18 protein-coding genes and 1 pseudogene are annotated in these 22,905 nt (G+C 73.7%); 10 read left to right on the top strand and 9 right to left on the bottom strand.

Annotation, left to right across the window (positions count from 1 at the left end):
* Positions 1-6: 6 nt before the first annotated feature.
* On the top strand, positions 7-225 hold the full coding sequence (locus LNW73_RS10000) for an MbtH family protein (protein ID WP_250989696.1): 219 nt from the start codon (positions 7-9) through the stop codon (positions 223-225).
* On the opposite strand, the gene LNW73_RS09995 is transcribed toward LNW73_RS10000, so the two are convergent.
* The 3 genes from LNW73_RS09995 to LNW73_RS09985 form a co-directional block, all read right to left on the bottom strand.
* Positions 193-1,110, bottom strand: a complete 918-nt coding sequence (locus tag LNW73_RS09995; protein ID WP_250989695.1) for a hypothetical protein — start codon at positions 1,108-1,110, stop codon at positions 193-195. The two genes, LNW73_RS10000 and LNW73_RS09995, sit on opposite strands and share 33 nt — an antisense overlap.
* On the bottom strand, positions 1,111-1,872 hold the full coding sequence (locus LNW73_RS09990) for an SAM-dependent methyltransferase (protein WP_250989694.1): 762 nt from the start codon (positions 1,870-1,872) through the stop codon (positions 1,111-1,113).
* 134 nt (positions 1,873-2,006) lie between these two features.
* Positions 2,007-2,252, bottom strand: a complete 246-nt coding sequence (locus LNW73_RS09985) for a hypothetical protein (RefSeq protein WP_250989693.1) — start codon at positions 2,250-2,252, stop codon at positions 2,007-2,009.
* A 292-nt stretch (positions 2,253-2,544) separates the two neighbouring features.
* On the opposite strand from LNW73_RS09985, the gene LNW73_RS09980 reads away from it, so the two are divergent.
* Positions 2,545-3,498 carry a polyprenyl synthetase family protein gene (locus LNW73_RS09980; RefSeq protein WP_250989692.1) on the top strand — a complete coding sequence of 318 codons (954 nt, stop codon included), beginning with the start codon at positions 2,545-2,547 and terminating at the stop codon, positions 3,496-3,498.
* Positions 3,499-3,524: 26 nt separating this feature from the next.
* Here LNW73_RS09980 and LNW73_RS09975 read toward each other — a convergent pair whose 3' ends face one another.
* From LNW73_RS09975 to LNW73_RS09955, 5 genes are all read right to left on the bottom strand, one after another.
* The gene (locus LNW73_RS09975; RefSeq protein ID WP_250989691.1) at positions 3,525-5,315 is read right to left on the bottom strand and encodes an AMP-binding protein; all 1,791 of its coding nucleotides are present in this window, start codon (positions 5,313-5,315) and stop codon (positions 3,525-3,527) included.
* The gene (locus tag LNW73_RS09970; protein ID WP_250989690.1) at positions 5,306-7,570 is read right to left on the bottom strand and encodes a helix-turn-helix transcriptional regulator; all 2,265 of its coding nucleotides are present in this window, start codon (positions 7,568-7,570) and stop codon (positions 5,306-5,308) included. The genes LNW73_RS09975 and LNW73_RS09970 overlap by 10 nt, the downstream gene beginning before the upstream one ends.
* Before the next feature lie 82 nt (positions 7,571-7,652).
* Positions 7,653-10,412, bottom strand: coding sequence for an AfsR/SARP family transcriptional regulator (locus LNW73_RS09965; RefSeq protein ID WP_250989689.1), 2,760 nt, complete (start codon positions 10,410-10,412; stop codon positions 7,653-7,655).
* 91 nt (positions 10,413-10,503) lie between these two features.
* The gene (locus LNW73_RS09960) at positions 10,504-11,505 is read right to left on the bottom strand and encodes an AfsA-related hotdog domain-containing protein (protein ID WP_250989688.1); all 1,002 of its coding nucleotides are present in this window, start codon (positions 11,503-11,505) and stop codon (positions 10,504-10,506) included.
* 315 nt (positions 11,506-11,820) lie between these two features.
* Complete coding sequence (locus tag LNW73_RS09955; RefSeq protein ID WP_250989687.1) at positions 11,821-13,230, bottom strand: helix-turn-helix transcriptional regulator; 1,410 nt, start codon at positions 13,228-13,230, stop codon at positions 11,821-11,823.
* A 259-nt stretch (positions 13,231-13,489) separates the two neighbouring features.
* On the opposite strand from LNW73_RS09955, the gene LNW73_RS09950 reads away from it, so the two are divergent.
* A complete protein-coding gene (locus LNW73_RS09950) occupies positions 13,490-14,857 on the top strand; it encodes an MFS transporter (protein ID WP_250989686.1) in 1,368 nt (455 codons plus the stop codon).
* A 28-nt stretch (positions 14,858-14,885) separates the two neighbouring features.
* Here LNW73_RS09950 and hypE read toward each other — a convergent pair whose 3' ends face one another.
* Positions 14,886-15,893 (bottom strand): hydrogenase expression/formation protein HypE, encoded by a 1,008-nt coding sequence (gene hypE / locus LNW73_RS09945; RefSeq protein ID WP_250989685.1) that lies wholly within the window; start codon positions 15,891-15,893, stop codon positions 14,886-14,888.
* Positions 15,894-16,124: 231 nt separating this feature from the next.
* On the opposite strand from hypE, the gene LNW73_RS09940 reads away from it, so the two are divergent.
* The 7 genes and pseudogenes from LNW73_RS09940 to LNW73_RS36825 form a co-directional block, all read left to right on the top strand.
* Positions 16,125-17,648 (top strand): amidase, encoded by a 1,524-nt coding sequence (locus LNW73_RS09940; protein WP_250989684.1) that lies wholly within the window; start codon positions 16,125-16,127, stop codon positions 17,646-17,648.
* Positions 17,649-17,656: 8 nt separating this feature from the next.
* Entirely contained in the window at positions 17,657-18,427 is a 771-nt protein-coding gene (locus LNW73_RS09935; RefSeq protein WP_250989683.1) for a thioesterase II family protein, read from the top strand.
* Between the two features lie 132 nt (positions 18,428-18,559).
* On the top strand, positions 18,560-19,363 hold the full coding sequence (locus LNW73_RS09930; protein WP_250989682.1) for a hypothetical protein: 804 nt from the start codon (positions 18,560-18,562) through the stop codon (positions 19,361-19,363).
* Between the two features lie 3 nt (positions 19,364-19,366).
* Positions 19,367-21,187: a non-ribosomal peptide synthetase gene (locus LNW73_RS09925; RefSeq protein ID WP_250989681.1), complete on the top strand. Its 1,821-nt coding sequence runs from the start codon at positions 19,367-19,369 to the stop codon at positions 21,185-21,187.
* A gap of 89 nt (positions 21,188-21,276) precedes the next feature.
* Positions 21,277-22,305 (top strand): methyltransferase, encoded by a 1,029-nt coding sequence (locus tag LNW73_RS09920; protein ID WP_164293344.1) that lies wholly within the window; start codon positions 21,277-21,279, stop codon positions 22,303-22,305.
* Between the two features lie 23 nt (positions 22,306-22,328).
* A complete protein-coding gene (locus LNW73_RS09915; protein ID WP_250977721.1) occupies positions 22,329-22,577 on the top strand; it encodes a phosphopantetheine-binding protein in 249 nt (82 codons plus the stop codon).
* A 192-nt stretch (positions 22,578-22,769) separates the two neighbouring features.
* Positions 22,770-22,865: pseudogene (locus tag LNW73_RS36825) on the top strand (polyketide synthase docking domain-containing protein); the annotation flags it as partial.
* Positions 22,866-22,905 lie beyond the last annotated feature (40 nt).

Genomic DNA, 22,905 nt, shown 5'->3' with positions numbered 1-22,905 from the left:
GAGCAGTTGAGCACACCGTTCGAGGACCCGGACGCCACCTATCTGGCACTGGTCAACGACGAGGGCCAGTACTCCGTGTGGCCCGCCGCCAACGACGTGCCCGCCGGCTGGCGGATCGTCCTGGAGGAGAGCGGCCGGCAGGCCTGTCTTGACCACATCGAGGCGCACTGGACGGACATGCGGCCGGTGAGCCTACGCGCCGCCATGGGCGGGCAGCCGGGCTAGTGACGCGCGGGCGTACACCACCTGGTAGCCCGGCAGGATGAACAGCGACTCGCGGAACGACGTGGTCGACTCGGGCATCAACTCCGGTACGGAGTCAGGCTGTTCGTACATGAGCGCCCGCTCCAGCCGGAAGAAGTACAGATTGTGGGCGTCCACCCGGCGCTGGTAGGACCACCAGTCGCGGCACTCCTCGGGGCTGCCGCGCTCCCGCAGGTACGCGGCGACCAGCCGCTCCTCCAGGCAGTGCGCGAGCCGTTCCGACGCGAACTGCGACCGGACCGAGCGCCCCGGCCGGGCCCGTTCGTACAGGCAGTGGCCCAGCTCGTGGGCGATGCCGGCCAGGGCGTCGATCGTGGGGGCGTCCTGGCCCAGCACGATCGCGCGCCCGCTGTCGTCGTCCACCGTGCGGAACGGGGTGCCGGTCTCCTGGAGCGAGGACTCGGCCAGGATCCGCGTCACCTCCGCGCGCCGGTGCCGCAGCTCCGGCAGGCCGGCCAGGATCTCGGCCGCGGGCGCGTGAGTGGGGTGGCGCAGGATGACGCTGTCGGCCGGGATGGGCAGCGGCAGTTCGGCGAGGAACGTCAGCATCGAGCGGCGCAGCGGCAGGACGTCCGCGTACTCGGGGCGCGCCATCACCTGCCGGACCTGCCGGTGGGTGATGTCGATCAGCCGGCGCAGCCAGGGGGTCGCGCGGAGCCCGGCCAGGGCCGCGCGGCGGCCGCGCAGCACGCTCTCGATCAGCTCGCCGCGCCCCAGGACCGCCTCCTTCTGCAGCAGGCGGCGCTGGTCCCGGTAGGCGGCCACGGCGGCGGCGTCGCCGGGGAAGACGGCATCGGCGGGTACGCGTGCTTCGGGTGCGTCAACCGCGGTGTTCCGGGGGCTCATTCACCAGGCGGCCGGCTCGGCCGGCTCGGAGCGGAACGGCGTCAGCAGCGCCAGGACGGCGCGGTCGACACGGCGCGGGACGGCGGCCGGGAGGTAGAGCGGGCTCGCGAAGAAGACGTTGGCGAGCAGTTCGCCCAGCGAGCCGACCCGGCCCCAGGCGACGGCGGAGGTGCCGTCGGCGGCGGGGCCCGCCTCGACCAGACAGGCGGGGTGCTCGGCGTCGTAGGCGCGCAGCAGCAGCCGCTGGAGCAGTTCCGCCTGGTCCGCGCCACCGAGGTGGTAGACGAAGGTGTTGAACGCGGGGTTCGGCAGCTGCTGGAAGAGCAGCAGGCGATTGGCGTCGACGACCAGGGTGCCGCGTTCCAGCGGATCGATCCCCAGGTTGTTGACGGTGGTGGCGAAGTGCGAGACGCCCGGCTCGACATGCAGGGTCAGTTCACCCGCGTCGGCCAGCCGCTGGAGCTGCTGGACGACCGTGACGCCGAGCCGTGGGTCGCCGGGCAGCAGGACGGCGATGTCGCCGTCGGACCGCGCCCGGTCCAGGATGCGGCCGAGCAGCCGGCCGAAGTCGTCGTGGTCGCGTACGCCGGCCAGGTGGAGCGCGTGCAGTGATTCGGTGGGCCGGTCCGTCAGTTCGCGGACGTCGACGGCCGGGTCGACCAGGTGGAGCACCGCTTCGGCTTCCCGCAGCTGGCGCAGTCCGGCGAGGGTGAGCTGCTCGATCCCCTGGACGCCGAGCCCGACGACCCTGATGCGATTCATCGCGGTTCCTTCCCGGTGACGGTGACGGTGCCGCGCTATGGCGGGGCGGGGCGGGGCGGTGCGGGTGCGGGTGCGCGGGGAAGTGCGTGTGCGCGGGGCGGTGCGGTCGTCAGGACCGCACCGCCCCGGCGGTGTCACGCGTCGCCGTTGTCCGCGTCGATGTCCTCGAGGATCTGCGCGAGGTCGGCCGGGACGACGCTCTGCAGACGGGGGGTGTTGGCGTTGTTGTTGCCGTTGTTGTTCGAGTCGTTGTTGTTCATGTTGCTGTTGTTGTTGTCCGCGAAGTTCGTGGTCGCGTTGTTGTTCGCGTTCGCGTTGTTGTTGGAGCTGTTGTTGCTGTTGTTCGAGTCGCTGTTGTTGTTCGACGAGTTGTTGGACACGAGTCCTCCTGCAGCAGTGCTGTGGGTCGGGCGTGGTGCCCGGTCTGCCCGCGTCGAGCAGCACCCCCATGAACCGACACCGCGCTAAAGCCGGGTATGCGCGGGGTTTGTGCCGGACCACGGCGCCATGACAAGCGCATAGCAACCCCCCCGCCGGGCGCTCCCGCGGATGGCAGGGAACGGGCTCTCCGGCAGTCGCGGCACGCCCGTTCGGCCGGCCGGCCGGCCACCGCCCTTGAGCGGCACCGACCGCCCCGGAAGGCTCGGAGCAGCCGATCCAGGGAGGCTCCTCATGACCACGCATCCTCTGCCGCCGAAGACATCCGTCCCCGGGCAACTGCGTGCCGGACTGCTCGACCAGGTGGAGGAGCGGCTGCGCGGCCTGCTGGCCGGGGAGTTCGACCGCTGGCACGCGGTGAACCCGAGGGCGGCGAGCCTGGTCGGCTCGATCACCGAGCTGGTGCGGGCGGGCGGCGACCGGATCCGCCCCGTCATCTGCGTCACCGGCTACCTCGCCGCGGGCGGCGACCCGACGTCCACCGCGATCGTCGACGCGGCGGCCGCGCTGGAACTGCTCGACACCTGCTTCCTCATCCGCAGCGACATCCGCGACAACGCCCCGCTGCGGCACGGCATCCCCACCCTGCACGTCAGCCATGCCGCCGAGCACGAGCGCAGCGGCTGGCGCGGTGAGTCCCGGCGCTTCGGCGAGGGCACCGCGGTGCTCGCGGGGGACCTGGCGCTCGCCTACGCGGACCGGCTCGCGTCGCGGCTGCCGGCCGCCGCGTGGCAGCTGTGGGACGAGCTGCGCACCGAACGCGTCATCGGCGCCCACACCGACGCCGCCTGTGCGACGGAGTACCTCGACGACCCGTGGCCGGGCCGCTGCATCGCGGGCTGCGCCAAGGGCTGCGGGGCGGGCTGGTACGCCCTGCACCACCCGCTGCTGCTCGGCGCCGCGCTGGCCGGCCGGCAGGACCTCGCCGCCTCGTACCGCGACTACGCCCGCCCGCTGCACGCCGCCTGGCGGCTGCGCGGCTTCCTGGAGGGCGGGCCCGGTTACGACTGGGACGCGCAGATGCTGCGCGAGGTGCTGCTGGGCACGGAGGAGCGGGACACGGCGGAGCGGATCATCTCCCAGCTCGTCGCCCGTGCCGACCGCGTCGTGGACGCCGCGCCGCTCGCCCCCGGCTGGCGCGACGAACTCGCCGCGTTCGCGATCCGGATCTCCGGCCTGTCGGAGTAACCCGGCCCCCGCACCGTGAACCGGCCCTACGCGTCGGGCGCGGGGACCGGGACCGGGCGGGGGACGCCCGGCCGGATGCGGGCGAGCCAGCTGCGCAGGCCCTCCTTGCGCAGCTCGCCCCGGTCGTCCCTGGGCAGCGAACCGACCAGCTCCAGCCGGGTGGGCAGGAACGCGGCGGCGACGCCGCGCCCGGCCAGGTGGTCCCGGAGCTCGACCAGACCGGGCGGCTCCGCCTCGGTGGTGGGCACGACGACGGCGCAGGGCATCTCGCCGTACTCCGGATCGACGTAGCCGACCACCGCGGCCTCGCGTACCCGGGGATGGGTCAGCAGCCGCTCCTCCAGCTCGGCCACCGGCACCAGGAAGATGCCGCCCAGCCGTTCGCCGGCCCGCCGCATGACCTGGACGCCGCCGAGGCCGTCGGCCTTGGCGAGGTCCCCGGTGTCGAGCCAGCCCTCGTCCCGGTCCCAGGTGATCAGCGGGGCCGGTCCGCCGCCGCGCTGCCACGTCGCCAGGCAGACGGAGGGGCCGCGGACCCGGAGCTGTGACGTCTGCGCGTCCCCGACGCCTTCGGCGGGCACCACAGAGACCTCAAGGCCGGGCAGCGGGCGCCCGTCGCTCTCGGCGTTGCGCTCGGCCGGGGTGTCGCCCCGGGTCACCGTGCCCATGCCCAGCTCGGGGGCGCCCCAGACGGTGCGGACCGGGGCGCCCAGCGCGCCCGGCAGATCGGCGAGCAGCTGGGCCGGCGTGCTGGTGCGCCCGCCGGAGAGCAGCAGGCGCAGGGCGCCGAGCTCGCGGGGGCGGTGCTGCTGCGCGGCGAGCACCTCGGACCAGTAGACGGGCGCCGCGTACGCCTGGTTGACCCCGGCAGCGGCCATCAGGTCGAGGCAGCTGCCCGGATCCCAGACGTCCTGGTAGACACCGGTGCCGCCGACCGCGAGCGGCCAGCAGACGCTGTACAGCAGCGAGGCGAGGGAGGTGAGCGGCAGCGCCGAGTAGAAGACCTCGCCGGGCCGCCGGCCCGGCCCCGCCGGGTCCCGCTGGGTGCTGATGTTCGCGTACAGGGTGTTGGGGGTGTGCAGGGCGGCGGCGTAGGCGTCGCCCAGGCTCATGACGGTGATCATGAGGCTGATCCGGTCCGCCCGGTCGGAGCGCAGGCTCAACCGCCGTGCGCGCGGCCCGCGTTCGTGCGGAGTGCGCTGGAAGTACCCGGCGAAGTCGAGGGCGCCCGTCGCGGCGGCGTCACCGATCACCACGCGGTGCCGCAGCCAGGGGAGCGCCGGGGCGAGATCGGCGAGGGCCTGCGCGTGCGGGAAGCCCTCCCAGACGTCGGGCACCACACAGATCCGCGCCCGGCTGCCCTCCAGGATCCGTTCCAGGCCGTGCGCACGCACGGTCGGCAGGACGGGGACGGCGAGCGCGCCCACCCGCAGGCAGGCCAGGGCGAGCGCGGCGGCCTCCCACCAGCTCGGCAGCTGGAAGGCGACCGGATCGCCCGCGCCGATCCCGAGACGGTCGAGCGCGGCGGCGAACCGGTCGACGTAGAGCGCCAGTTGCGCGTAGCTGACGGTGACCGTACGGCGGTCGGCAGGGCGGTGGATCCGCTGGGAGACGATGGCGGGCCGGCCGGGGTCCATGGCCGCGGTCCGGTACAGGTCGTGCAGGAACGTCTCGTCCCGCCACCAGCCCGCGGCCCGGAACCGGGCCGCCACCTCCTCGGGCGGTGTGACGGCGGCCAGCAGCCCGGACAGGTGCCCGGTCGCCTGCTCCGCCGGGTCCGCGTCCCTGTCCGTACTTCCGTTCACGGTTACGGCCATCGGCCGACCGACCAGGCCACCTGCACCCGGGAGGTGCAGTTGAGCCGGCGCATCACCTGGCGGACGTGGTTGACCACCGTCCATTCGGAAATGCCGAGCTGACCGGCTATCTGCCGGTTGGTCAGACCCTCCGAGACGAGCATCGCGACCTGGACCTGGCGCGGGGTGAGCGGCTGCGCCGCCGGGCTCTCCTGCTCGGCGTGCGGGGCGGGCACGGCCGCCGCCAGCGCCTCCGCCACGGCCGCGCCGGGCGCCAGCCGCAGCCCCTCGGCCCACGCGGTGGCGAAGCCCGTCCAGTGCAGCCGCTCCCGCAGCCCCGCCAGCGCCTCCTCCAGCACCCCCCACCGCTCGTCGGGCACCCTGCCCCCGAAGCTCCGGCGCAGCGCGTCGGCGGCCGCGATCAGCCGGACGGCGCGCGGCTGCTGGCCGGGGGAGGCGCGGAGCAGCAGCAGCGCGAACGACTCCAGGGTGGCGGGGAGTTCGGTGCGCTCGCCGATCGAGTCGTACAGCCGCAGGCTCTCGCGCAGCGCCCGGCCCGCCGCGTCCAGGTCCTCACCGTCCTCGGCGAAGGCCGCGGACTCGCGCAGCGCGGTCGCCAGTCCGCGCGGGTCGCGGATCCGCCGGTACGCGTCGAGCGCGCGGTCCAGCAGCTCCTTCCCCTTGCGGGTCTCGCCCTGCACGCGCAGCGCCCCGGCCAGCGCGGTGCCGGCCTCGGCGGCGGGTCCCGCCGCGCCCAGCGACTCCAGGGTGGCCAGCGCGGGGCCGAGCGCCGCCTGCGCCCCGGACGGATCGCCCAGCAGCAGCAGCGCCATGCCCATCCGCGCCGTCACCAGTGCGCCCTGCCGGCGGTCGCCGAGCCGCTTGCACAGCGCGAGCGCGCGGCGGTGCCGCCGAACCGCCAGGTCCGGGTCGCCGAGCGCCGCAGTGAAGGTGCCCGACAGGTCGACTAGCCGGGCCCGCACCGGCTCCGGCAGCGTCCCGCCGCCGTCACCCGGGCCGTCCTCGGCGAGGCCGTCGCACCAGTCGAGGCCCTCGCGCAGCCGCCCCTGGACGAGCCACGGCTGCCGGCACGCGGAGACCAGCGCCGCGACGGCCTCCCGCTCGCCCCGGGCCCGCAGCCGGCGTAGCGCCGCGCTGATGTTGCCGCTCTCCGCGGCCAGCACACCGAGCCACTTCTCCTGTTCGGTGCCGGCCAGCCGCGGTTCGGTGGCCGTCACCAGCCGCTGGTACTCGCTCGCGTGCCGGTCCAGGGCCGCGTCCGTGCCGCCCGCCTGCTCCAGCTCGTTGAGCAGGAACGACCGCACCGGCTCGGGGACGGCGAACCGGGGCTCGCCCAGCTCCTGGTCGACGACGGTCAGCAGGTTCTTGTCGATCAGCGTCTCCAGCACGTCCTCGGCGCCCACCCGTACCAGCATCGCCAGTCCGAATCCCCGCTCGAAGACGGCCAGCTGCTCCAGGTGCCCGCGCTGTTCCGCGTCCAGCTGCCGGCAGCTCCACCGCGCGAGCGCCGTCAGCGACCGGTGCCGTTCCGGTGCGTCCACCGGGCCGCCGGCCAGGATCGTGGTCCGGTGCCGCAGCCGGGCGAGCAGGACGTGCGGCGGGAACAGCCGCAGCCGCCCGGCGGCCAGTTCGACGGCGAGCGGCAGCCCCTCCAGCAGCGCGCAGATCTCCGCGACGGCCGCGACGTTCTCCGCCGTCAGCGCGAAGCCGGGGTCGGCGTCCCGGGCCCGCCGGATGAACAGCGCGACCGACGGAACGTCCTGGACCTCCTGCACATCGGGCTCCGCCGCCGCGGCCGTATCGGGCACCGGCAGCGGTGCGACGGGCAGCAGCCGTTCCCCGTAGACGTGCAGCGGCTCCTGGCCGGTGGCCAGCACCACCAACCGGTCGTTGGACGCGATGAGTTCGCCGATCCCGGCGACCGGAGGAACGTCCGGCTGGTCGCAGCCGTCCAGGACGAGCAGGACGTGCCCCTCGGGCACCCGGTCGGGAAGCGCCTTCCGCGCCAGGTCCACCCACCGCACCTCGTCGAAGAAGTCCGCCGCCCCGGCGGCGGCCTCCGCCGCGAGCCGGCTCTTCCCGACCCCGGCGGGCCCCGTCAGGGTCAGCAGCCGCACCGACGGATCCCGCAACCGCCCGGCCAGGACGACCGTTTCCGTCTCCCGCCCGACCAGACTGCGGCGCGGGCCGAACCGTTCAGGCCCGGCCTGCGGGCGGTCCTGCCGCCGTTCCCGTTCCTGCTGCGATACCGGCATCGTTCCCCCTGCCCTCATAGGACGCGGTCATGGTCGGCTCCTCGGCCAAAGCAGAACTAAAACCTGGCGCCGGACGTGCGGTTCAGGCGGTAAGGGCCGCCAGCCGGCCGGGCGCAGGCAGCGGCGACCGGCGCGGCGCCGGGGCCCGCAGCCGCCAGATGCCGGGGCGCACTTCGAGGTCGGTGGGCTTGCCGGCGGCCGGCGCCGGATCACGCAGCGCCCGCAGCGCACGGCGGGCGTACGCCTCCAGCCGGCGGTCCTTGAGCGCCGTGGCGAGGTCCAGGCACTGGGTGAACCGGGCCTGGGCGGCTTCCGGACCCTCCGCCTCGAGAGCGAGCAGGGCCAGCGCGCGCAGCGCGTCGTACCGGCCGCGGGCCCGGGCCGGGGCGGCGAGGGCGGCCAGGGCCGGTTCGAGCAGAGCGGCGGCCGCCGCGGTGTCGCCGTTGTCCAGGTGGAGGTCGGCGAGACCGACCAGGGCGCGGCCGTATTCATACAGGTCGTCGCAGAGTTCCGCGGTGTCACGGGCCCGGGTGTACAGGTCGGCGGCTTCGTCGAGCCGCCGGTTCTGCCAGGCGAGGTCCCCCAGCGAACGCAGCATGCGGGCCTCGCCCGCCCGGTCGCCGCTGTGCCGGGCGGCGTCGAGCCCGAAGGTGTGGGTGGTCCGCCAGTCGGCCCAGGAGGCGTGCGCCTCCAGATAACCGGTCATGGCGTCGACGAGACGCAGCACGGCGGACCACAGCCCGGCGGCGTGCGCCGCGCGGACCGCGTGCACCAGGGCCGGCTGCTCCTGGGCGAACCACTCCTGAGGGTGGTCGGTGACCGGACCAGGGACAGCCACCGGTCCGGTCACCGGTCGCGGGGTGAGCGCCGCATCGGCGCGTTCGGCGGCCTGCGTGTACGCCTCGCACATCCGCTCGGTGGCGGCGCGTGCCGACTCCGGGGTCTCCTCGGCGGCGAGGAGTTCTGCGGCGAGGATCCGCAGCAGCTCATGGAAGTGGTAGCGGCCCTGGCGGAGCCCGTCGTGCACGGACGCCTCCAACAGCCGCCCGTCCACCAGGTTCTCGACGATCCGGCCGGCCCCGCCCTCCTCCAGACCGAGGACCGCGGCGGCCGCCCATAGCCCGAACGGCCCTGCGGGCAGCAGCCCCAGGAGACGGAAGGCACGCTGCGCGGCGGGGGAGGAGTCCAGGTAGGCGACCATCAGGGTGCCGCGCACGTCGAGGTCGCCGAGCTGGAGTTCGGTCAGCCGGGAGCGTTCGTCGCGCAGCCGGGCGGCGAGCGAACCGGCGGTCCAGTGCGGCCGGGCGCGCAGCTGGGCGGCCGCGATGTGCACGGCGAGCGGCAGATGGCCGCAGAGCTCCACGATCTCGGCCGCCGCCGCGGGCTCCGCTGCCGCGGGGCCGGGCCCCGCCAGCGCGTCGAAGAGCCGCAGCGACTCCTCCGGGTCCAGGGCGTTCAGCACCACCGGGCGGACGCCGCCGAGTCCGGCGGGCAGCCGGCGCCCGGTGATGAGAGCGGTGGAGCCCGCGGTGGCGGGCAGCAGCGGGCGCAGCTGCGCCTCGGAGGTGGCGTTGTCCAGGACCAGCAGGATCCGGCGGTCGGTGAGCAGATGGCGCAGCGCGTCCTGGAGGTCCTGCGCCTCGGCGGGCAGGGTGACCTGCGTTCCCGCGCGGCGCAGCAGTCGCGTCATCGCGTCCGCCGCGCCGAGCGGCCGACCGGGGTCGGGCTCCAGATCGAGGAAGATCCGGCCGTCGGGGAAGGCGTCGGCGCTGCGGTGCGCCGCCTCGACGGCCAGCGCGGTCTTGCCGACGCCGGACTTGCCGGTGATGGCGACGCTGGTGCCGGCCGGGGCGTCGCGCAGCAGCCGCTCCACCTCCGCGAGCACCGCGTCGCGGCCGGTGAACGCGCCGTCCGCGGCGGGCAGCGAGGTGACGGCCTGGAACGCGGGCTGCTCGGCAACACCCGGCGTCGCCGCGTCCGCACCGCCGGACCCGGTCCCGGTCGCCGTTCCGATGACGACGGCGCCGCCGTTGCCGCCCGAGCTCAGCAGGGCCGCGTCCCCGGCCAGGATGCGCCGGTGCAGCCGCTGCAGCCGCGGGCCGGGCTCGATGGCCAGCTCGTCGACGAGGGTGCGGCGGACCCGTCCGAACGTACGCAGCGCCTCCGCCTGCCGGCCGGTCCGGTACAGCGCCACCATCAGATGGGCGTGGAACTCCTCGCGCAGCGGGTGCTCCGAGGCCAGGGACTGCAGTTCGGCGATGAGCCCGCGGTGCCGGCCGAGCTGGAGGTCCGCGCGGATCCGCTGGTCGAGCGCCGTCATCCGGGCCTCGGTCAGCCGCACCGCCGCGCCGCCCAGCAGCGGGCCGTGCGGGGTGTCCGAGAGCAGCGGTCCGCGCCACAGCGCGATGGCCCGCTGCTGCAGTTCCGCGGCGGACGCGTAGTCCTCCGCCTCCAGCGCCTTGCGTCCGCGGGCGTGCAGTTCCTCGAACGTGGTCATGTCGAGCCGGTCCGGTTCCAGTCGCAGCAGATAGCCGGGCGGGCGGGTCAGCAGGGTGTCGCGGCCGTGCTCGGGGTCGGCGGAGTGCAGCAGCTTGCGCAGCTGGGAGACGTAGACCTGGAGGGTCGTGGTGGCGGTGCGCGGCGGGTTGTCCTGCCACAGCTCGTCGATCAGGCTCTCGACCGACACCACCTCGTTCGCCCGTACCAGCAGGGCGGCCAGCACGACGCGCAGCTTGGCGGCGCGCGGTGTGTAGGAGACGGCGGGCGTGGCGGCGCCGTCGGGGCCGGCCGCCGGCCCGTCGTCCCCACCGATCTCCATCGGGCCCAGAATCCAGAATCTCATCGCGTTACCCCCGTCCCGCTCTGCGTTCCCACGTGCAAGGTTCGTGCAAGGCCTGCTGTCGTACGTACCAGGACCGGTTGGTGGCGCCGGGTCAGAAGTCCTGGACCACGGTGGTTCTGGCCTCCGCCACGGCACGGCGCCGCTGCGTCACCGTCAGCGTCACGGGCACGGCCGGCCGGCCGTACTCGTCCCGGCCGAGCGCCCCCGGCACCGCCGTGCAGCGCAGCGGCAGTCCGGGCTCCGCGTAGCTGCGGAAGTGCACCTCGGAGGAGGCCAGCGTGCTGCGCGCGGGGGCGAGCCCGAAGGCCCGGCCGGCCGCCAGCAGCGAGGTCTGGCGCACGGACTCCAGCAGCTGCGTCCCGGACAGGTGGCCGCCCTCCGGAGCGAAGACCGGATTCGGGTTGTCGGTCAGCACCCACGTCGTGAGCCGGCCGCGCGAGGACTCCGACGGCTCGCTCACCACGACGTTCGAAACCGCGGAGCGGCCGACCTCGGCCGGGTCCACCGGCCGCAGCGCCCCGTCCGGGGCGTCGTCCAGCTCCGGTGCGGCGCGCAGCGCCTGGCGGTTGTGGGCCAGGTGGTTGCGGTGCAGCTGCGGCATCAGGAAGACCAGCCCCGCCGTGCCGGTGCAGCACGGCATGTCGTTGATCTTCACGTCGATGTGGAAGTCGAGGCCGCGCGGTACGCCGTTCATCGCGTTCGCGGGCTTCGCCGTGATGCCCGTCGTCATCCTCGCCGTGCCCGAGTCCGTCGCGTCGGCCCAGTCGGTGCGCCAGGCGCGCAGTTCGGTGAGGCGCAGGTTGAAGCCGTAGAAGAGCCCCGGGCGGTCCTGCGGCACCCCGAAGTAGCGGTGTCCGACGAACTCGCCGATCTCCCGGATCGTCTCCGTGACGATCTGCGCGTCGTGGAAGTGGCCGGGCCCGTCGTTGAACAGCGGATGCGCCCGTGGCAGCTCACCGGCCAGCACGAAGTGTTCCTCCCCGACGCTCGGGGCATCCAGCAGGTAGTGGTCCCACGACGGCGGGCAGTGGATGAGGTGGCGGGTGCCGTTGCCGAGTGCCAGTTCAGCGGTGGCCGCGCTTTCTACGGTCATGGCGTCTCCTTGGTCCGGCGTCTTCCCCGCGGATGCGGCGTCGGGAGTCTCCTCGTCCAAGGTTCCGGAGCGAGGGGGGTCCTTGCCAGCTGAGAGCGGTGGCAGCAAGCTGCACGGCCGGAACTCCGCCCCGTTGATCCTCCGGTGAGGCTTTAGCGAAGCCCATGAGGTCGGGCGCACGCTCGTACCGCTGCCCCCGCTCCCTTACTCCCCCGCACGGGAGCCCCGGGCAACCCGCGAGCCCCGCCCCCGGGTCTTCCCCCGGACCCCTGGGCGGGGCCTTCGCCATCCCCGGTCGGCCCGGGCCCCTCGCCTTCAGAGGTGCCGGCCGCCGCGCCCCACCAGATGGGCGACCTGCGTACGGGACACGACACCCAGCTTCTTGAAGATCCGGCTCAGATACGTCTCCACGGTCTTGGGGCTGAGCTGCATCCGGCCCGCGATCTGCTGATTGGTGAAGCCCGCGCTGACGAGCACGGCGACCTGGACCTCACGGCGGCTCAGTGACGCCAGCTCGACGGCGCCGGGCCCGTCCGGAAGGCCCGCCGTCAGCTCGTCCCCGGCCAGCGCGTCCGTCATCGCGGACAGCGGCATCGGCGCGGCGGCCGGGCCGGCGGCCGGATCGACGGTCGGCGCCGTCGCGTGCAGTGCGCGGCCCTGCGCGCCGTACCGCCAGCCCGCGTCGGTGGCGCGCAGGACGAGGCCCGAGACGGCCGGGTGCCGGAAGCGGAAGCGGCGCAGATGGCCGTCGGGCCGGATGAGGCCCTCGCTCCGCAGATCGTCGAGCCCGCCGAGCACCCGTTCCAGCGGCAGTTCCGCCACCTCGGCGACGCTGCCGGGAGTGAACGGGTCGCCGAGCACAGCGGCGGCGCAGGCGGTCCGCCAGGCCACCGGGGACAGCGCCCGGAAGTCCACGGACGCGGCGTCCGGATCGACCGGCAGCCGGCCCGCGTCCCGCAGGGCGTGCAGCAGCCCCGGCACCCCGGCCGCGTCCCGCAGCAGCAACTGGCGCCGGATCGGGTCGAGCCCGGGTGGCAGCAGTGCGGCGGCGTCCCGCTCGGGGAGCGGGGCGACGTCCAGGTGCCGCCAGGACGGCATGGCGCCATGGGCCCGCAGGGTGCGCAGCGACGAGAGATGGCGCGCGGTGGGGGAGTCGCGGTAGGCGAGCGCGATGAGCACCGGTGCCTGCGGCGGATGCCGGACCAGGTGGTCCAGGAGCTGCAGCGACAGCGGATCGGCGCGGTGCACGTCGTCGAGGACGAGCAGCAGCCCGTTCGCTTCCGCCGCCTGCCCGATCAGGGTGCGCATCGCGCGGATCAGCCAGTACGCGTCCGGGTCGGCCGGGGCCGGCCCGGCCGGCTCCCGGCGCCCCGCGGCCAGCGCGGGAAAGACCCCGGCGAGCCGGTCCGCCTCCTGGGGGCCCAGCCGACCCGCCAGGTCGGGGCCGATCCGCGCCAGCTGGTCGTCGAGCGCGTCGACGAACACCTCGAACGGCACGGGCCCGCCGAGCCGTCCTGCCCGGCCCGAGGCCACCGTCCAGCCGTCGTCGTGCGCCGCGGCGATCAGCTCCGCCAGCAGCCGGGACTTGCCGACCCATGGCTCACCGGCCAGCGAGACGATCCGCGCCGACGTCCGGGCGAGCCGCAACGACTCCTCCAGAACGAGCAGTTCCTGGTGACGGCCGACCGGTGCGGAGCCGGTGGCCTGCGACAGGGCGGTCTCCACAGGCGGCACGTTGTCCTCGCTGTCCTCGGTGATTCCAGGGGTCCCGGTATGCGGTCCCGGTGATCTCGGCGGCTCTCGCAGCGTGCCCGCCCCCGCGGGCCCGGCCAAGAGCGTTCCCCTGTCCGGAAGCTGCACGACAGGAAGTGCCATGTGGGGGAATTCCCCGACTTCCGCCCGCGCCGCCCGTTGGTCAGGCTCGGGGGCAAGTGGGCCTGGCGGCACCCCGCCACGTCCCCTCACGATGTCGGAGGAGCACGTCATGACGGCCGTCGAACCCGAACAAGCTGTCCTGCCGCCGCTGCCCCGACCGCAGGCCGCGCCCGCCGTCCCGGGCGCGCGCCTGCGTTTCGGCTACGCCTCCGGCTCGCTGGTCACCGGAACGTTCAACACCCTGCCCGGCCTGCTGCTGCTGCCCTACCTGACCGACACCCTCGGCATCGGGGCCGCCCTGGCCGGCACCGTCGTGCTGCTCCCCAAGGTGTGGGACGCCGTGCTGAACCCGCTGGTCGGCCGGGCGAGCGACCGTACCCGGACGCGCTGGGGCGCGCGCCGGCCGTACGTTCTGCTCGGCGGGCTCGCCGCGGCCCTGACGTTCGCGATGATGTTCTCCGGAGTGGCGGCCGGCACGGCGGGCGCCTGGTTCACCGGCGCCGGATTCCTGCTTTCCGCGACGGCCTTCGCGTTCTTCCAGGTGCCCTACGCGGCCATGCCGGCCGAGATCACCACCCGGCGCCAGGACCAACTGCGGCTGGTCGGCGGCCGGGTGGCCGTCATCGGCATCGCCGCCCTGATCGCCGGCGCCGCGGGACCCGCCATCGCGGACGCGGGCGGCGGGGGCATTCCCGGACACCGCTGGGTCGGTCTGTTCGGCGCGCTCGTCATCACCATCGGTGCGGTCGGCGCCTTCCTCGGCACCGCGGGAACCCGCGGCGACCGGGTCCTGGAGAGCGAGCCGAGCCTGCGCCACCAGTTCGCCGTGGCCCGCGCCAACGCCCCGTTCATGGCGCTGCTGCGCTGCGGTGTCGTCCAGTCGCTCGCGACCGGCTTCATGCTCGTCGGGGCCCCGTACTTCACCGATCACGTGCTGCACGACCCGGACGCCACCGGGCTGGTCGTCGGCGCCTTCGTCCTGCCGAACCTGCTCACCGTCAACCTCTGGTCGCGCCTCGGCTCCCGCATCGGCAACCGCCGGGGATACGCCGCCGCCTGCGGGCTCTTCATCGCCGGCTGCCTGCTGCTGCTCGCCTCGCCCGACCTGCCGCTCGCCGTGGTCGCGGTCGCCATCGCCGTGACCGGCACCGGGCACGCCGGCCAGCTGCTGTTCCTGTACGCGATGCTCACCGACCGCACCGCCCACGACACCGAACGCACCGGCCGCCGCCAGGCCGGTGTCTTCTCCGGCGTCTTCACCACCGGCGAGATGCTCGGCCTCGCCCTGGCGCCCTTCCTGTACGGGCTGGTCCTGCAGGTCTTCGGCTACGCCTCGTCCACCGACGGCGAGTCCGCCCGGCAGAGCTCCACGGCCGAACTGGGCGTGCTGCTCGGCTTCACCCTGCTGCCGGTCCTCGCGACGGCCGCCGCCCTGACGCTGCTGCGCGGCTACGACCGGCTGGTCGCGGCGGCCTGAGGGCCTCCCGCCGCGCGGGGCGCGGCCGTCAGCGCAGCCGCGGTGGTTCCGCGCTGCCCGGCGGCACCCCGGCGGGCAGCCGGTGGACCGGCCCGTCGGGGGAGCGGAGCTCGACGGCCCCGGCGGTGTCATCCGTGACCGTGCCGACGATGGCGGCCTGCCGCCCGTACGGGTGGGAGCGGAGCGCGGCGAGGACCGCGTCGGCCGCCGCCGGCGGCGCGAACAGGCACATCGAGCCGGCGTTCGCGGCGTGCAGCGGTGACAGGCCGAGGAGTTCGAAGGCAGGCCGGGCCTCGTACTGGACGGGAAGCGCCCCCTCGTCGATCCGCAGCGTGAGCCCGCGGGCCGTCGCGCAGTCGCGCAGTGTCGCGGCGAGTCCGCCCGAGGTGATCGGCGCCGCTGCCCGGAGCGCGCCCGGCGGCAGCCCGTTCAGCAGGGACGTCAACGGGGCGCAGTCGCTGGGCACATGGTGTTCGAAGCCGAGTCCGGCGCGCAGCGACAGCAGATGGACGGCGTGGTTGCCGAGCGGCGCCGTCACCAGGACGCGGTCGCCGGGCCGCACCCCGCTCAGCGGCAGCGGCGGACGGCGGTGCACCCCGATGCCGGTCGCGGTGAGGAACAGCTGGTCGGCGTCGCCCGCGCGCACCACCCGGGTGTCGACGGCGGCGATGGCGATCCCCGCCTCATGGGCGGTGTCGCGGACGGACTCCGTGATGCGGCGCAGCAGTTGCAACGGCGTCCCGGCCTCGACGATCAGCCCGAGCGTGAGGGCGTACGGGTCGGCTCCGGTCGCGATGAGCGCGTTGACGGTGCCGGCCACCGCGAGCCGGCCGAGATCGCCGTTGCCGAAGAACGGCGGGTCGACGACGTAGCCGCCGGTGCGGACGACGAGCGGCTCGCCGGACAGCGGCGGGAGCCCGCCGGGCGCGAGCCCCGGTCCGAGGACGTCCAGGACCAGGGCCGCCAACTGCCGTGGGCCGGTTCCGGAGTCGTCGGCGAGCGCGACCTGCCCGACCGGCCAGGAATTCACATCCATTATCAAGGAAGGCTCCCCCGTGAACCGGCCGAATAGGCCCTCAGAGCCCGGACGGGCACGGTCGCACCATGTTCCCCGCGGGCACTTTCACGGTAGTCGGGGGAAGTTCTGACAGCAGGTCGACAGGGGGTGTTAGGGGGCAGGAAAGGGGGTCTGGACCACAATTCCCCTTACCTAGACTCGGAGAACTCACATGCAGCGGGGATTCGGCCGAGGACAGGATGGACGGGAATGGCTGACGTCAGGACCCGGGTGGCAGAGGCGTTCGACCGGGCGGACCGGCTCGACCCGGTGCTCGGTACATATCTCGGCCGGTTCACCGAACAGGCCGCCGCGGCGGCGGAGCAGCTGGACGCGGCGGTGGCGGACGGCGCCGAGGCCGGGCCGCTGCACGGGCTGACGCTGGGCGTGAAGGACGTCTTCGCGACCCGTGACGCGCCCGCGACCTGCCAGAGCCGGGTGCACGACGCGGACTGGTGGGCCGGCCGCGACGCCGTACCCGTCGCCCGGCTGCGGGCCGCGGGCGCCGTACCGCTGGGCCGCACCACCATGGCGGAGCACGCACTGGGCCGGCCCGACCCGGCCCTGGACTACCCCGTGCCGCGCAACCCGTGGGACATCAACCGCTGGACGGGCGGCTCCAGTTGTGGCAGCGCCAACGGGCTGCCCGCCGAACTGTTCGACGTCGGCCTCGGCACGGACAGCAACGGCAGCATCCGCATCCCGGCCGCGCTGTGCGGCGTCACCGGCTTCAAGCCCACCCACGGCCTGGTCCCCGACGGCGGCTGCCGCCCGCTGAGCCGCTCGCTGGACGTCGTCGGCCCGCTGGCCCGCAACGTCAGGGACTGCGCGAGCACCCTCGCGGTGCTGGCCGGGCGGCCGGACACCACCGGCTGGCGGACCGACCTGCGCGGCGCCCGCATCGGCGTTCCGGCGAAGGCGCTGGAGGAGTCGGCACAGCTGTCGGAGGACTGCGCGGCGGCGTTCGCCGGCGCCCTCGAAGAGCTGCGGGAGGCCGGCGCCGAGATCGTCACCGTGGAACTCCCCGAGGTGTACCCGCTGTTCGCGTCGCAGTTCATCACCCTCCTCGCGGAGGCGTTCGAGCTGCACGGCGCCGGCCTGCGCACCCGCTGGGCGGAGTACGGGCGGCCCTTCCGCCGGACCGCCGTCCTCGGCGGCCTGATCGGCGCGCCGACCTATCTGCACGCGCAGCGGGTCCGCGCCTCGGCCGCCGCGAGCCTGCGCGAACGCTTCGACGGCCTCGACGCGATGGCCACCCCGACCTGGCCGACCACCGCACCCCGTTACGACGACCCCGCCGCACTGGGCACCGTCTCCTGGCTGCCCGGCCTGTGGAGCGCCGTCGGCTTCCCGGCGGTCGCCGTCCCGATGGGTTTCGGCGGCGACGGCATGCCGCTGTCCCTGCAGCTCGCGGGGGTACCGTGGAGCGACTTCGGGCTCGCGGCGCTGGCCGACGTCTACCAGTCGCACACCAACTGGCACCTGCGCCGCCCCGACCTCGCCGCCGGATCGCTGCCCGCCACCGTCCCGGTCTCGGAACCACAGGCGTCCCCGGGCGACCCGGAGAAGCAGCGGTGGCTCGCCGCCGCGCTGCGCGACACCGGAGTGGACGTCGACGACGCCGAGGTCGCGGAATTCACCGGGATGTGGGGGCTCACCTCGATGCTGTTCGGCTTCCTTCCCGAACTCCCGGTGGACCAGGGCCCGCTGACGCCCACCCTGCCCCCTCTGTGAGGAGAATCATGACCGGCACCGCCCCTTCCACCAGCAATCAGTACATCCGGCGCTACCACACGGCCCTCGCGGGCACCCCGCGCCTGGTCTGCTTCCCGCACGCCGGCGGATCGGCGAGCTTCTACTTCCCGGTGTCGCAGGCGCTCGCCCCGGACATCGACGTACTGGTCGTGCAGTACCCGGGCCGGCAGGACCGGCGCAAGGAACCGCTCATCGACACCATCGCGGAGCTCGCCGACCGGGTCTTCGAGGACCTGCGGGAGTTCGCCGACGAACCGCTGACGTTCTTCGGCCACAGCATGGGCGCCACGGTGGCCTTCGAGGTCGCCCGGCGCATGGCGGATGCCGGCCTGCCCGCGCCCGCCCGGCTGATCGCCTCCGCCCGCCGCGCCCCGTCCCGCACCCGCACCGACCGGGTGCACCAGAAGGACGACGAAGGCCTGATCACGGAGTTGCGCCGGCTCAGCGGAACCGATTCGCGGGTGCTGGGCAACGAGGAGATCATGCGGCTCGCCATCCCCTCGATCCGCAACGACTACAAGGCGGTCGAGACCTACCGGGCGGACGCCGGGGTGCGGATCGACTGCCCCGTCACGGTGTTCGTCGGCGACGACGACCCGACGACCACGCTCGCCGAGGCCGCTGCCTGGGGCGACCACACCACCGGTGCGTGCGAGCTCCAGGTGTTCCCCGGCGGCGGCCACTTCTACCTCGCCGACCGGCCGAAGGAAGTACTCGACGCCATCACCCGGCGCATGGGCGTGGCCGTCGCGGGCTAACGCCCGTCCGGCCCCTGCGCTCGCGACGGTTAGGGGTGCGGCGGGCGTCCCTAGGGGGTCCGCCCGCCGGCACCTTTCGTCTAGCGTCATGCCAACGGAAGAATTCCTGGAATCGGCTGGATAGGGAATCACGTGAGTCTCCTTTCATGGAAATCGCTGACAAAAGGCGACCGGGACGAATTGATTCTGTCGGTCGATTTCAGCACCAGCGGGCGCACCCAGGCGAGTTTCGCCGATTTCGCACCCCGGCTGGACCCGCCCGCCGCCGCCTTCTGGACGACGCTCCCGCCGACCGCGGACGACGCGGTCGCCCTCGACGGCTATGTCGACTGGTGGCTCACCGACGTACGGGAGAGCGGCCGGCGCGTCACCGCCGTCCTCGGCTACTGCGCGGGAGCGGTCTTCGCCGCCGCGCTCGCCGAACGCATCGGCGAATGGCAGGACACCCCGGCCCTGGTGCTGTTCGACCCCGAACTGCCCAACACGGTCGGCCTGTACAAGGACTTCCACGCCGCCGGCGACTCGCTCGCCTCGCTGCTGATGCCCGAGGAGCTGGCCGAGTTCCACGAAGCGGGACGGCAGATCGAGCGGCGCTACGCCGACGACCTCGCGGCCGTCGGCCCCGAACTCGCCCTGATCTTCACCCGCGCGGTCGGCACCGCCGCGGAACGCCTCGAACTCGACGACGACATCCGCGACGATCTCGCCGGGGTCTTCGGCTCACTGGTCGGCTACCTGGCCGCCGCCTCGTCCATCGACCCGCTGCCGCTGTGGGCCCGCGGCACCGCGATCACCTCGGGCCCGCCGTCGTACCCCGTCGGCCGGGAGATCCGCTTCGACGTCGACCACGACGACCTGCTGCGCATCAACGGCGTCGCCCGCGCCCTGTCGGAGCTGCTCTCCGGCGACCGCACCGAATCAACCGCAGGCAGGTGACCCATGGCTGACCACGGGGGAATCGACGCCGTTCTCCAGAGGACCGGCACGGAGGGCGGGCTGCTGCCCGCCCGGATCGAGGCGCAGGTACGGCGCACGCCCGAGGCCGTCGCCGTCTCCGACGGCGGTACGGAACTCACGTACGCCGAACTGAACGCACGGGCGAACCGCCTCGCGCACCACCTCATAGCGGGCGGCGCGGGCCCCGAACAGCTCGTCGCCGTCGGGATGCGCCGCTCTCTCGACCTGGTGGTGGCGTTCCTCGCCGTGCTCAAGGCCGGGGCCGCGTATCTGCCGCTGGACCTGGACAACCCGGCCGAGCGGCTCACGTTCATGATGGCCGACGCCCGGCCCGCGCTGCTCGTGACCACCGCCGCCGAAGCCGGCTCCGCCACCGGCGACCAGCCGGTGATCGCGCTCGACGACCCGGAGACCGCCGCCCTGGTCGCGGCGGCGCCGGACACCGACCCCGGCGACGCCGACCGGACCGCGCCGCTGCGCCCGGACAACCCGGCGTACGTCATCTACACCTCGGGATCGACCGGCCGGCCCAAGGGCGTGGTCGTCACCCACCGCCCGCTGGCCGCCTACCTCGACTACGCCCGCGCCACCTACCCGAGCGCGGCGGGCCGGGCCCTGCTGCACTCCTCCGTGGCCTTCGACATGACCGTCACGACCCTGTACGCGCCCCTGGTCTCCGGCGGCCGCGTCCAGGTCGGCCCGCTGGAGGAGGTGCGCGAGCGGCCCACGTTCCTGAAGGTCACCCCGTCGCACATGGCGCTCCTCGCCACGCTGCCGCCGGAGTCCGCGCCCACCGGGGAACTGGTGGTGGGCGGTGAGCTGCTGCTCTCCGAGACCGTCGAGACGTTCCGCAAGGACAACCCGGGCGTCACCGTCATCAACGAGTACGGCCCGACCGAGGCCACCGTCGGCTGCTGCGTGCACATCCTGGCGCCGGACGACGAGCTGCCGCCGGGGGCGGTCTCCATCGGACGCCCCACCCACACCAGCGAACTCCACGTACTGGACGGCGCCCTGCGGCCCGTCCCGGCGGGGGAGACCGGTGAGCTGTACATCGCGGGCGGCCAGCTCGCCCGCGGCTACCTCAACCGGCCGGGACTGACCGCGGAACGCTTCGTCGCCGACCCGTTCGGCGCCCCCGGATCGCGGATGTACCGGACCGGCGACCGGGTGCGCCGCTCGGCCGACGGCACCCTGGACTTCCTCGGCCGGTTCGACGGCCAGGTCAAGATCCGCGGCTTCCGCATCGAACTGGGCGAGATCGAGTCCGCGCTGCTGCGCCGGCTGGAAGTGGGCCAGGCTGCGGTGACGGTGCATCAGGAGGGTGCCGGAAGCGCCCACCTGATCGCCTACGTGGTGCCGTCGTCCAAGGGCGGCATCGACGTCGGCCGGCTGTCCGCGTACGCCGCCGAGACGCTGCCCGAATACATGGTCCCCAGCGTGATCCTCACCCTGGACGCCCTCCCGCTGAACGCCAACGGCAAGCTGGAGGCCGGCTCCCTGCCGGTACCCCGCTTCGCCTCCCTGACCGCGTTCCGCGCCCCGTGGACCGAGCTCCAGACCCTGCTCTGCGAGCTGTTCGCCCAGTACTCCGGGGCGGCCAGGGTCGGCGTCGACGACGACTTCTTCGCGCTCGGCGGCACCAGCCTCGGAGCCGCTCAGGTGGCCAACAAGGCCCGCAGGAGCGGCGTCCGCTTCAGCCTCCAGGACGTGGTCGACCACCGGACCGCGCTGCGGCTGGCCGCGGCCGTCGCCGAGGACTCCGACGCCACGGCCCCGGTCCCCTCACTCTCCACCACGTAGGTCCGGTGCCACCACAGGTCCCGTACCGCCACACAGGTCCCGTACGTCCCTCCTGCCCTTCGGTCTTCAACCAGTAGAGGATGAACACGATGTCGCTCTTGCAACTCGCGGGCATGGGGTGGATCTCCCGCTCGCTCAGCGTCGCCGCCCGGCTCGGTATCGCCGACCACCTCGCGGACGGTCCCAAGTCGCCCGCGGAGCTCGCGCAGCTCACCGACTCCGACCCGGACGGGGTGCTGTACCTGCTGCGGGTGCTCGGCATCGTCGGCGTCTTCAAGGAGAACGAGGACGGCACGTTCGAGCACACCGAGACGTCGCAGCCCCTGCGCGACGACCACCCGCAGTCGATGCGCTACTGGTGCGTACTCGGTGGCGAGATGTACTACGACGTCTGGCGCGACCTGCTGACGACCGTCAAGACCGGCAAGCCGGCCTCCCAGTCCGAGTACGGCGGCTCCATCTACGCCTACATGGACCAGGACACCGACGCCGGCGAGATCTACGACAAGGCCATGGCGGACATCACCCGCCCGGCCGCCGCCGAGCTCGCCCGTGACTTCGACTTCTCCTGGATCCGCAAGGTCGTCGACATCGGCGGCGGCACCGGCCACCTGCTCAAGGGCATCCTGGGCGCGCACCCCGACGTCGAGGGCGTCGTCGCCGACCGCGCCGACGTCGCCGAGCGCGGCACCAAGGAACTCGCCGCCACCGGCAACGAGGACCTCATCCGCCGGCTGACGTTCGTCGAGTCGGACTTCTTCGCGGAGGTCCCGGCGGGCGGCGACGCGTACTTCCTCAAGAACGTGCTCCACAACTGGAGCCCGGACAGCAGCGTCAAGATCCTGGAGACCGTGCGCAAGGCCATGGTCCGCACCGTCGAGGACTCCGAGGGCCTCGCGGCCGAGCCGGTGCTCTTCGTGATCGAGCCGCTGCTCGGCCACGACAACGCGTCCGCGATCCGCTCGCTCTTCCAGATGGTCGTCTGCGAGGAGGGCACCCGTATCCGCTCCGAGCCGGACATGCGCAAGCAGGCGGAAGGCGCCGGCTTCGAAATCCGCTCGATCAAGCACCTGTCCACGGAGCACAGCGTGGTCGAAATGATCCTGGCCCGGGACTGACGGGACAGAAAGGAAGCATTCGCATGTGGGACGCCCAGTTCGAAGAAATCGTCAGGCCCCATCTCTCATTCCTGCCGGAGGACGCCGCATTCACCGCTGAGCTCGACCTCCGGGAATTCGGCCTCGACTCCCTCGGTATCGTCGACCTGCTGATCGCGCTGGAGAACGCGTACGACGTCAAGTTCACCGACGACGCGCTCGCCATGGAGACGTTCGAGACGCCGGGCGCCCTGTGGGGAACGCTGTCGGGCCTCCTGGTCCCCGTCGGCTGACCGGTCGGCTCGACCGGCGAAGAGGGCTTTGAGCAACGCATCGGGGGCACGGCATCCTTGGCTGGATGCCGTGCCCCGCGGCGTTTGCGGCGGCCCCTCTGTCCACCCCTGCCCACCCCTGACCGCCGGCGCCGGATAGGGGTGGGCAGGGGTGGTTGGTCCCGAAGGGCCGAAATAGCGTGGCCGGAACGAATGGCTGTTCCAGTTCTTCCTCATGAGGTGGACCACGTGTCGAAAGAGTCGAATGAAGAAAAGCTCCTCGACTACCTCAAGCGGGCTACGGCCGAGCTGAGGGAGACTCGTCGGCGCCTCCGTGAGGAGGAGGACA

Origin of the sequence: Streptomyces sp. RKAG337 (assembly GCF_023701715.1) — a bacterium.
Classification (GTDB): Bacteria; Actinomycetota; Actinomycetes; order Streptomycetales; family Streptomycetaceae; genus Actinacidiphila.
This window is presented reverse-complemented; position numbering and strand designations above follow the sequence as displayed.

What these genes read in the sequence shown, in the direction of transcription:
- LNW73_RS09975 (WP_250989691.1), bottom strand. Translation starts at nt 5,315, where the DNA reads ATGGCCGTAACCGTGAACGGAAGTACGGACAGGGACGCGGACCCGGCG.
- LNW73_RS09960 (WP_250989688.1), bottom strand. Translation starts at nt 11,505, where the DNA reads ATGACCGTAGAAAGCGCGGCCACCGCTGAACTGGCACTCGGCAACGGC.
- LNW73_RS09920 (WP_164293344.1), top strand. Translation starts at nt 21,277, where the DNA reads ATGTCGCTCTTGCAACTCGCGGGCATGGGGTGGATCTCCCGCTCGCTC.
- LNW73_RS09915 (WP_250977721.1), top strand. Translation starts at nt 22,329, where the DNA reads ATGTGGGACGCCCAGTTCGAAGAAATCGTCAGGCCCCATCTCTCATTC.
- LNW73_RS09965 (WP_250989689.1), bottom strand. Translation starts at nt 10,412, where the DNA reads ATGAGATTCTGGATTCTGGGCCCGATGGAGATCGGTGGGGACGACGGG.
- LNW73_RS09935 (WP_250989683.1), top strand. Translation starts at nt 17,657, where the DNA reads ATGACCGGCACCGCCCCTTCCACCAGCAATCAGTACATCCGGCGCTAC.
- LNW73_RS09970 (WP_250989690.1), bottom strand. Translation starts at nt 7,570, where the DNA reads ATGCCGGTATCGCAGCAGGAACGGGAACGGCGGCAGGACCGCCCGCAG.
- LNW73_RS09990 (WP_250989694.1), bottom strand. Translation starts at nt 1,872, where the DNA reads ATGAATCGCATCAGGGTCGTCGGGCTCGGCGTCCAGGGGATCGAGCAG.
- LNW73_RS09925 (WP_250989681.1), top strand. Translation starts at nt 19,367, where the DNA reads ATGGCTGACCACGGGGGAATCGACGCCGTTCTCCAGAGGACCGGCACG.
- LNW73_RS09940 (WP_250989684.1), top strand. Translation starts at nt 16,125, where the DNA reads ATGGCTGACGTCAGGACCCGGGTGGCAGAGGCGTTCGACCGGGCGGAC.
- LNW73_RS09980 (WP_250989692.1), top strand. Translation starts at nt 2,545, where the DNA reads ATGACCACGCATCCTCTGCCGCCGAAGACATCCGTCCCCGGGCAACTG.
- LNW73_RS09950 (WP_250989686.1), top strand. Translation starts at nt 13,490, where the DNA reads ATGACGGCCGTCGAACCCGAACAAGCTGTCCTGCCGCCGCTGCCCCGA.
- hypE (WP_250989685.1), bottom strand. Translation starts at nt 15,893, where the DNA reads ATGGATGTGAATTCCTGGCCGGTCGGGCAGGTCGCGCTCGCCGACGAC.
- LNW73_RS09995 (WP_250989695.1), bottom strand. Translation starts at nt 1,110, where the DNA reads ATGAGCCCCCGGAACACCGCGGTTGACGCACCCGAAGCACGCGTACCC.